This window comes from Candidatus Glassbacteria bacterium, from assembly GCA_019456185.1.
Lineage (GTDB): Bacteria > Gemmatimonadota > Glassbacteria > GWA2-58-10 > GWA2-58-10 > JAJRTS01.
On record VRUH01000006.1, the window covers coordinates 14749 to 24036 of the forward strand.

Below are 9288 nucleotides of genomic sequence, written 5' to 3' on the forward strand. Positions count from 1 at the left end.
TCGTAAACGATCTGCTCGAGATAGATATTAACCGGCTCGCTGCCGGTGGCGGTGGCGGTGGAATCAAGTTCGACTTCCTTGACGGCATAGCCGATATACCTGATCTGAAGCCTGCGCATGTCGGCCGGAGCGTTGACTATCACGAAATAACCGTCGGTGTTGGTCGCCGCTCCCATCTTTGTCCCTGTCAGCAGGACATTTGCGTGAGGCAGGGCCTCGCCTGTCTCCCCGTCGCGGACATAGCCGCGGATATCGCGCGTTGCCTCGCCCTGCAAGATCTGCCCGAGCGCGATCGCCGGTATCAGCGTACAGACTGCCGCCAGCCGCCAGAATAACCTGCCTGCCTGTCGGCTCAAGCAACAAGTGGAATTGTCAGGTTGCATCGCGATTCCTCCCTCCGTCACCACAGTTCAATCGAGAGCTTAATTTCTCCCGCCGCGCGGTCTGCGCTCTTTCATTTCTTTCCTGATCAGTTCGAACCGCCCTTTCTGCTCGTCATCGAGCAGTTCCTCGATTTTTTTCAAATATTCGTCCTGCGCATCGCGCATTTTCCTCATCGCCTCCCGCGGGTTCAGCTTTTCAGCGTTGATCTCCTCGAACAGCCTGTCGCGCTTGTTCTGCGATTCCCCGAACAGCTTGTCCGCCTGCTCCTGCTGTTGCCCATCGAGCTTGAGAGTCTCGCACATTTGCCTGTGCACCCGTTCCGAACGCTCCTTCATCGTCTTCTGCATCTGGGCCGGGTCCATCCTGCCGCCTCCGCGGCGTCCCCTCCCGCCGCGCTGAGCCTCCAGCGGACCGGCGAGAGCTGCCAGCAGACAGAGTACCAGCAACCCGGTCAGGCGAGCCGCGGGCAGTGTTGATCTTGCTCTCATCTTTCCTCCCGGTTGGTTTTGCAGTCTGTCTTTCTGTTGATCAGGACTCGTCGGCTTAGCCTCGTCACCACCACTCATCGCTGAGAGTACCCTCATCCTTAAGCTTCTCGAGTTTTTTGCGCTGGTCCTCGTCCAGCAGGGCGATAAATTGCTCCTCGAACTCACTGCCGAGCCTGCTCAGTTCCTGCCGCGCCGCCAGTGAACTGACAGCACCGATCTGCTGTTTTTCTATCACAAGCTGCCTTTTCACTTCCATGCTGTCGAATCTTGCCTTGGTTTTTTTCAGTTGATCCTTCGACAGGGACAACGCCCTGCATACCCTGATAAACCTGGCCTCCGCGGGTGTTCCGGGCTTCTGCTGCACGCTCTGCCCTCCGCGGCCACCGCTCCGTCTTCCGCCGCCGCCCCGGCCGCCACCTCCGCGCTGAGCCTCGGCCGCCACGACCAGGCAAAGCAGGGACATGATCAGGACTAGACCCGGTATTCTCGAACTGACTTGTGCTGCCGCACGATGCATTCAACCTCCTGGTACTTTCCTGAATGACATTTCTAAGATTGTTTCGGTCGGGACAAAAATGCTTCTACCGACCGAATTTGAGACAATCCGGCCCGGCGTCCGGTTACATTTTATTGGCCAACTCAGTATGCGAACTCGATTTAGCAACCGGATTCGGCGCTGGGGAACGGATTTATAATCAGCTTATATTCACATTCTTACTATTAGTGCGAAAAGAATGCCAGTTGTAACAGTCGAAAGATGCGAAGAAGAATATTTTATTACATCACAAACAGTTACGGCTTAGAAATTGAACATTACAAACGAATTCGAATATACGAATTCGACGATATTGTCGAAAATCTCGACAATTACGTCGGATCAATTAATTTCAATCTTCCGCCCGGCTTCGTTACAGTTTTTTATCCGACATTCACCATCTCAAAGTTGATATGCGATATACCTTGCCTGCGCGTGGAAACATCAATATATTCAGATTTGGCAGGGACCGATTTCTTTCCCTGCAAATCTTTGTGCCGGCGCGTGGCGGGCAGTTCACCGGCGGCTTGTAATTCTTCATTTATTACTGCAGGAGTGATTCGAGATGGCGAGTGGTAAAATCAAATGGTTCAATGAGTCAAAGGGATTCGGATTCATTGAACAGGAAGACGGCCCCGACGTGTTCGTCCATTATTCCGTCATCCAGTCAGAGGGATTCAAGACCCTCTACGAAAATCAGGAAGTCGAGTTCGAAATCGTGGAAGGTCCCAAGGGACTTCAGGCCGCTAACGTTACAGTGGTGAACAGCTGAACCGACCGAACGAGTACTGCAAAACCCCCGGCGCTGCCGGGGGTTTTTTTTGCCATTTCCCGGCCAAAAATCCGCGATCACAACCTCCGGCAAAATTATCACGTCAGCCCTTGTTGCCCTAGTGGTCCGGGATCAGGGCAGGCAGTCGGCCAGCGAGCGCTCTATCCGTGCGTCCGAGTTGTCCACGGCAATCCTGACCGCCGTGGGGATCTCGCCGAACAGTTTTACTTTCGGCCCCATCAGCGCCACCACCTCGGGGATATCGGTGTAGCGCAGGACATTGAGGTAGATCGGGGCCTCGCGGTGGCTGGCGCTCGGTGACTCCAGCACAACCCGCTCCACGGCCCCATCCAGCAGCGCGGCGTACAGGCCGTTAACCCCGAGCTCTCCCTTGCCGAGGATCGTTATCCGCGCCGGATCGACTTCCGGCTGCGAGCGCAGGAACTCCAGGGCGCGCAGCGCATCGTAGACCGCCATCGCGTCCAGGGTGGTCCCGGCCACCATCGCCTGGCGTTTCATGTGGTGCAGCGGGTCGTCGTCGGTGTAGCTGCGCAGGTTGTTCTCCAGCGCCCGGCTGCCCCGATCGAGCGTCTCGGCTACCAGCACCGCGCGGTCTCCCCAGCGGTTGGCCTCCAGCCGCTGCTCGTTGCCCCAGACAGGTATCCCGCGGCGATGGTCGAGAACCAGCAGGGCCGGCAGTTTTTCCCCCGATTCAAGCTGCGGCGGCAGGGAGTAGATTCCCCTGACCCGCAGGTCCTCGAATGAATTGAAACTGACATTCCGCACCCTGCGGCCGCGCAATGTTTTTTGCTCGTCCAGAAGGGGCGCAAGCGCCGCGGGACGATCGGGGAAATAGCGGAATGATTCTGAGCGCAATTGTTCGATCAGCTCACTCTTTCTGCGCTCCGCGGCAGACCGGTCAATGCTTTTCGGGTCATAATCGCAGACCGGCAGAAGTTCCCGGTCGATCCGCGTCAGGATCTCGTCAACCGGGAAACCATCCCTGAAACAAACCAGCTGCTCCGCCCGCAGAGTGTCTAGCGGGCCTTCCTCAGTGACAGTAGTGTCGATCCCGCGGAACAGGTTAAGGAAAAACTGGTAGACCGGCAGGCGGATCGGCTCGCTGTCGGCGTGGCGGCCCGGAGCAATCGCGGTGTCCAGCGCCTCGCCCGCCCCGTAGAGGGCGTACACTTCACCCATCTTGTCGTAGAGTTCTCCGAAAGCGTCCATCGGGAAACCGCGGTCGGCGTCGGAATTGCACATCAGCTGCGGGCGCGGAGCCACCATCGCGCCAACTTCCGAGTAGTACAGCCCGTAGCTGTTGACTGGGAACTGGCAGTCGCAGTGGGCGCGGGAGAGCTGCTGCTCGATCCAGCCCTTGGTCGAAAGCTCGCCTGAGACCGGGGCCGAGGCAGCGATGCGCTCATCGACAGCCGCCAGGAAAAACGTGGTCATCCCGCCGCCGGAGATGCCGGTTGCCCCGATGCGGCTGCTGTCGAGGTCATCGCGCGTGACCAGGTAATCGAGCACGCGGCGGGCATTGAGCAGTTCCACGGCCAGCGGCGAAAATCCCCGGCTGTACCAGTGCCACCATGCGTGCGAGTAGAGGCCGTGGTGGGTGAACTCCATTTCCCCCATCTCGATATTGTCCATCATCAGCACTGCGATTCCCCGCGTGGCGAACCAGGTGCCGTGGCGCTTATAGCTGTTCTTGCTGGAGTGTCCGCACTGATAGAGAATGACCGGATAGGGCTTTTTCACTTTGCGCGGCAGGTACAGGTTGCAGGTGGAAAAGAGTCCCGGTGCGGTCTCGATCACCAGGCATTCCACTGTGTAATCTTTGTTCCCGGCTTTGTTGGTGATCGTTACCTTGGGGGGCTGATCGCTCCATTCGCGGTCATGCCAGAGCATTTTGAGCAGTTTCCGCTTGTAGTCGGCTTTACGGGCCTCCCACTGCTCCACTGTCCGAACGCTGGTGAACATCGTATCGAACCTGGCGCGGGCCACTCGCTCGAAATGGGCCTGCAGGGCCTGCATTTCAGCATTCGGCTGGTACTGCGCCCGCAGCGGAATCACAGAGAACAATAAGGCCGCCAGGCAGAAGAGATGCAATTTCATGGTCGAAATACCCTCCATGATCTGTTTGAAAGGTTAGTTATCACCTTGTATTCATAATATACTAACTTATTGTACCCTTACTTATTTTTTTAATATATCCGGCCTCATGACAAATAACCATGCTTTTATCGCAGCAGAACAATGACCTCTCCCGCGGCAGAGCCGCGAGAAATATTTTTCGATTAAAAAGCGAGGGCCGCCCGGTGAAAAGCAGCCCTCGCTTGTTAGCATAATATTCAATCCTCTGAAGCAGCTCCTTGTTTCAAGGAAGATTGAGCGCCTGGGTCACAGACACGCAGCGGCGAAACTTGCCGCCGGCGCCCATCATTTCATAGAGCTTCCCGGTCAGGCCGAAATTGTCGATATCATGGGTCAGGAACACCAGCTCGCAGCGCGGTGCAAGCATCCCCAGCGTTTCCGGGATATCAGTGTAACGCAATACGTTCAGGAAATGGGGTCCGTCCAGATGTGACGCGGTGGGCGAATGCAGAACCACCCGGGTAACCCGCTCGTCCAGCAGCGCGGCGTATGCGCCCAGGATACCTGATGCGCCCCTGCCGACCACGGTCAGCTCCTCGATCCCAGCGTTGGCCGGGTCGGAGGCCACCACCTCGATAGCGCAGAGGATATCGGCCAGGCGCATGTCATCCAATGTCCGGCCCAGGGTCATCGCATCGCGTTTGTACTTGATATTCGTGTTGCGGTCCCAGCTCCCCGCCCCTATTCCGCGCGGATAAATCATGTGCTTCGACGTGGCCTTTTCCCGCAGCGGAAAAGGCTTCATGAACCCCCAGGTTGTGCTGCTCCACAAGTCTCCCGTCGAGGCCACGTAGATTACCGCCGCCCTGATCCCGTCGGGCGCGGGCGGAAGGTGGGAGTACATCCCGACCTTGATCCCCGGTTCGGTTTTCAGCAGGTAGGCATCCCTTTCGCCCGAACCCTCTCTCACAGGTTTCAGCCCCGTGGGCATGTTACGCAGCACAACCTGGCGCAGCTTGCCCATCACCTCGGCGCGCCGGGTTTCCCAGGCCTGCTTGCTCGACGGCAGAGACGGTTTGGCGGCGGGCAGGAGCAGTTCGTATACGTTGGCGTTGATATTCTCGGGATGCGCGGCGTTGATTCCGCCCAGCGCGCCGAGCAGTTCCGCCTCCACCATTTCGACATCCCGTTCCTCGGGGATATCGACTGTTTTGCCGAGGAGCCAGCGGGTGCTGAACTCCACGCCGCGCGCACGCTGGACCGGGTTATAGGTGTGCGGACCGGGCACCTCGCTCAAGGCCGCCGCCTCTTTTTTACCAAACCAGGAGTAGATTTCCCGCGCCTTCTCCAGCACGGGCATGTAGCCCTCGGGCGGGTAATAGGCGTCGCCGGTGGAGCAATGCAGCAGCAGCGGACGGGGGGAAACCAGCCCGGCCAGGGTGGTCCAGTCGTGACGGTAGGTGTTGACGAAATAGGCGCAGTCGCAGTGCCTGCCCTGGAGGTTGAGCCTGATATGCGCCGGGATTTCCGCGGTGCCGGCGGCCGGCTGGACCACGGTCAGCCGCGGGTCGGCCGCGCCGGCCATCCAGCTCAGGTGCCCGCCCCCGGAAACGCCGGTAAGCGTCAGTTTGTCCCCGTCGACATCGGGCCGGGTGAGCAGGTAATCCACTGTCCTCATCGTATTCCACACCTCGATAGCCATCGGCGTGTAGCCGCGCGAATACCATTCATCCAGATCGTAGCCGGCCAGACCGTGGTGGATACCGTAGATTTCCGAGGCCTGGATCGGATCGACGACGATGCAGATATACCCCGCCCGCGCCCACATCGCGGCATGGGGCTGGCGTGAAGTCTTGGTGCCGAATTCGCCGGACCCATGGCCCGGCCCCCAGATCACGGCCGGAAACGGGCCGTTGCCCCTGCCGGGCTTATAAAGATTTGCCGCCACGTAAAAGCCGGGCAGGCTCTGATAATGAAGGACCTCTATCGTGTAGTCGTCACGCTCGATCGTGCGCACGTGCTTCACGTTCAGCCCGGTACGCTCCGGCAGCGGATCCAAGCCGATCATGAACATGAATTCCCGGTGCAGTTTCTCCCGTTCGGCTTCCAGCTTGGCCTTGCTGTCGATCCGTCGCCAAGCCTCGGCGCCCAACTTGTCGGCCAGGGCCTGGTAATAGGCAGCCAACTGGTCCCTGTCCAGACTGGCAATCTCCGGTTTGATTTCCGCACTGCAGGTCTCTACTTTAACCATGGCCAGCGTAACTGCCAACAGCAACAGACAGCTTAAAGAAGGATAATTTCGTGAAAAAATCTGCATTTGCGTGTCCCCTGTTGTCTGAAATGTAAAAGTCTTCGATCCGTTTGCAGGCACATGATTGCAAGATAACCAGCGCTCAGCGGTGCACAAGAATCTTGAAGGGTGAATTTAGCCCCACGCGCAACCATGCACGACAAAAAAAGGCGGCCGTTACCGGCCGCCTTTTTTCACCATTCCGCTAGAACCAGGAAAAGAAGCTTAAACCATCTCGCCGTACAGCCAGGCGTACTTTCGTTTAGCGAACTTGCTCAGCAGCCGCTCCATGCGCGGTACCAGCGTCCTGCTGTAACGCTCCGGCAGGCTGCAGATAAACTCCTGGGCCCGGGCCGCCGCCCCTGCCACCGACCGGTTGGTGATGTCCCAGTAGCCGATCAGATGCTCGATAATGCTCACGTAATCCGAAGTTGTGTACACTCTTTCTTTCTGCGCTACCAGGGAGAAATGCTTGTACAGCTCCGGCTCTCCATCCTCCATCAACTCGGCGGGCATCACCACTTGGCTGCACAGCAGCCGCTCGAACGCCAGCATCCCGCCCTCGGGGTCGTTTTCAAAAATCGCGCGCATCATGTTCTTGTAGAACGTCTCGTGACGGCTCTCGTCGCCGCTGATCGCCGCGCAGATTTTCGACAGGACCGGGTCGCCGTATTTCTCCGCGACTTTGCCCGTGTTCTGGTGCGAGATCTTGGTGGCCCGCTCCTGGAAGCTGGTGTAGATAAACAGTTTGTAGGGATCGAGGCCGATCCGCAGGTTAAATCCTTTGCGCAGCAGAGATGCTACACTCTTGTCCACCTCCACCATGTCAGCCTTGCCGGTGTAGGAAAGGTAGTCGCGAAGTACAGTGCCGTGGCGGTCCTCCTCGGCGGTCCAGCCGCACGACCACTCCGCCCACGGAGTGGTATCGGCGCCGCTGAGGTTGCCAGTGGCCGCAATTTTGTCCAAGGCGGTCTTGTAGTTGGGCAGCGCCTCCTCGGTGACCATGTTGCCGATCAGCACGATGAAGAACGACGAGGGCAGGCCGGCGGCATACTCCTGTATCTTGTGGATCTTCCCCTTCCAGTCCTCGCCGGAAAAATCGGGCAGGCCGTCGGCCGGTCCGGAATCGCGACGGCTGGGCTGCCAGAGTTTTTCAGGACCCAGCAGGAACCGCAGGTTTTTTTCCGCTTCGCCGCTCAATTCGGATGCGATATGGTTCCTGAATGTCAAAACGTGTTCGGCATGCAGCAGGACCTCGGCGACTTCAGGTGAACCGACGTACATCTGCTCCATTTCCGCACCGAACGCCCGTGCCAGCACCTGCTCCTCGTGATCCCCATCGGCCCCGTTCCCGCGCAGCGCATTAACGAACTCGCAGGCCCTGTCAAGCTTGTCCCGGTAGAATATCAAACCAGCCTCCGCTTATATAGTGGACTTTTCTGTCATCTTTCATACACTTTAACGCAAAGTGGAGTATTTGGCAATAGTCTGACCGCTGTTCGGCACAGGGGACCGACTTCTTTTTGAATTACATCCAATTTTTCTTGAACTTATTTCCTTCGGAAACTATTGTTGATCTACGAGTTTTGGATGATTATCATTTTCATTATCAGTCCATCAGGATGGAGAGGCTATGGCTTTCCGTGAGCTGAGCAGTGAACAGGTAAAAGCGTACCACGAAGACGGCTACGTGATTATCCGGGAAATGTTCGACAGTCAAGAGATCGAGATGCTGAAAACCAAGGCCAAGAACGACCCTGAGCTGAAATCACCCTGGGAGCGCAAGGACGCCAGCGGTAAAACGATCAGGCTCAAGCTCTGGAACCATCCTCCCGACAACCTCTACGGCGCGTTCGCCCGCTGTGAAAGGCTGGTCGGCAGCGCGGAGAGGCTGCTCGATGGCGAGGTTTACCACTACCACACCAAGATGATTATTAAAGAGCCGAAAGTAGCCGGGGCCTGGGAATGGCACCAGGATTACGGATACTGGTACAACAACGCCGTGCTCTATCCCCTGCTGACCAGCTGCATGATCGCCGTGGACGCCTCGACCCGCGAGAACGGCTGCCTGCAGGTGCTTAAGGGATCCCATCATATCGGCAGAATCGACCACGGCCAGATCGGCGACCAGACCGGCGCGGACCCGGAGCGGGTGGAACAGGCCAAAAAACGTCACGAACTGGTCCATGTGGAACTCGAGCCGGGTGATGCAGTGATTTTCCACAGCAACCTCCTTCACGCCTCGGCGGCAAATGAATCGGACAAGCCGCGCTGGACGCTGATCTGCTGCTACAACGCCGCCCGCAACGACCCGTACCAGGAAATCGAGCATCCCTGCTACACGCCACTGACAAAAGTCCCCGATTCCGCGATCAAGGAAACCGGCAGACAGGAAATCGCGGCGGAATGACTGCCGAAAAAAGCTCAACCTGTCCCGGTTAAAGTACTAAGCGCACAAGGCCCGCCGGATCGACGAGCCTTGTGGTCCGCGGTGGATTGGGGGTATGAATCGCCGGGGGGATCAGGGTTGCCTGGCTTCGGTTGCTTCGTTAATCGAGCGCTTGCCGATCAACTCCGACACAGCCGGTGCGTTCACGCCCGGCAGCCAGCGGGCCAGCCCGCGCTTGACCTCGTCATAGGAGGCATCACCCGCCAGGTTGACCCATTCATTGGGATCGGAGTCGTGGTCGTAGAGTTCCTCGCTGCCGTCGTGGTAGGCAGT

Annotated in this window: 8 protein-coding genes and 2 pseudogenes (2 of these 10 cut by a window edge); 2 read left to right on the forward strand and 8 right to left on the reverse strand. The window is 58.0% G+C overall.

What is annotated here, in order from left to right:
- From FVQ81_03620 to FVQ81_03635, 4 genes and pseudogenes are all read right to left on the reverse strand, one after another.
- A pseudogene (locus FVQ81_03620) lies at window positions 1-383 on the reverse strand (TonB-dependent receptor) (it extends 2149 nt beyond the left edge of the window).
- A 39-nt stretch (window positions 384-422) separates the two neighbouring features.
- Window positions 423-872 (reverse strand): hypothetical protein, encoded by a 450-nt coding sequence (locus FVQ81_03625; GenBank protein MBW7995663.1) that lies wholly within the window; start codon window positions 870-872, stop codon window positions 423-425.
- 64 nt (window positions 873-936) lie between these two features.
- On the reverse strand, window positions 937-1128 hold the full coding sequence (locus FVQ81_03630; protein ID MBW7995664.1) for a hypothetical protein: 192 nt from the start codon (window positions 1126-1128) through the stop codon (window positions 937-939).
- Window positions 1034-1393 carry a hypothetical protein gene (locus tag FVQ81_03635; protein ID MBW7995665.1) on the reverse strand — a complete coding sequence of 120 codons (360 nt, stop codon included), beginning with the start codon at window positions 1391-1393 and terminating at the stop codon, window positions 1034-1036. The genes FVQ81_03630 and FVQ81_03635 overlap by 95 nt, the downstream gene beginning before the upstream one ends.
- Before the next feature lie 579 nt (window positions 1394-1972).
- On the opposite strand from FVQ81_03635, the gene FVQ81_03640 reads away from it, so the two are divergent.
- The gene (locus FVQ81_03640) at window positions 1973-2179 is read left to right on the forward strand and encodes a cold-shock protein (GenBank protein ID MBW7995666.1); all 207 of its coding nucleotides are present in this window, start codon (window positions 1973-1975) and stop codon (window positions 2177-2179) included.
- 132 nt (window positions 2180-2311) lie between these two features.
- Here the strand turns inward: FVQ81_03640 and FVQ81_03645 are convergent, their stop codons facing one another.
- From FVQ81_03645 to FVQ81_03655, 3 genes are all read right to left on the reverse strand, one after another.
- On the reverse strand, window positions 2312-4315 hold the full coding sequence (locus tag FVQ81_03645; protein MBW7995667.1) for a hypothetical protein: 2004 nt from the start codon (window positions 4313-4315) through the stop codon (window positions 2312-2314).
- Between the two features lie 244 nt (window positions 4316-4559).
- Window positions 4560-6545 carry a hypothetical protein gene (locus FVQ81_03650; GenBank protein ID MBW7995668.1) on the reverse strand — a complete coding sequence of 662 codons (1986 nt, stop codon included), beginning with the start codon at window positions 6543-6545 and terminating at the stop codon, window positions 4560-4562.
- Window positions 6546-6791: 246 nt separating this feature from the next.
- Window positions 6792-7976, reverse strand: a complete 1185-nt coding sequence (locus FVQ81_03655; GenBank protein ID MBW7995669.1) for an acyl-ACP desaturase — start codon at window positions 7974-7976, stop codon at window positions 6792-6794.
- A gap of 223 nt (window positions 7977-8199) precedes the next feature.
- Between FVQ81_03655 and FVQ81_03660 the strand changes: the two genes are divergently transcribed.
- The gene (locus FVQ81_03660) at window positions 8200-8976 is read left to right on the forward strand and encodes a phytanoyl-CoA dioxygenase family protein (GenBank protein ID MBW7995670.1); all 777 of its coding nucleotides are present in this window, start codon (window positions 8200-8202) and stop codon (window positions 8974-8976) included.
- Between the two features lie 182 nt (window positions 8977-9158).
- On the opposite strand, the pseudogene FVQ81_03665 reads toward FVQ81_03660, so the two are convergent.
- A pseudogene (locus FVQ81_03665) lies at window positions 9159-9288 on the reverse strand (sulfatase) (it continues 1271 nt past the right edge of the window).

Bases quoted from the DNA above. Each gene is read 5' to 3' on its own strand.
- FVQ81_03625 (MBW7995663.1), bottom strand. From the start codon at position 872: ATGAGAGCAAGATCAACACTGCCCGCGGCTCGCCTGACCGGGTTGCTG.
- FVQ81_03640 (MBW7995666.1), top strand. From the start codon at position 1,973: ATGGCGAGTGGTAAAATCAAATGGTTCAATGAGTCAAAGGGATTCGGA.
- FVQ81_03645 (MBW7995667.1), bottom strand. From the start codon at position 4,315: ATGGAGGGTATTTCGACCATGAAATTGCATCTCTTCTGCCTGGCGGCC.
- FVQ81_03660 (MBW7995670.1), top strand. From the start codon at position 8,200: ATGGCTTTCCGTGAGCTGAGCAGTGAACAGGTAAAAGCGTACCACGAA.
- FVQ81_03630 (MBW7995664.1), bottom strand. From the start codon at position 1,128: ATGGAAGTGAAAAGGCAGCTTGTGATAGAAAAACAGCAGATCGGTGCT.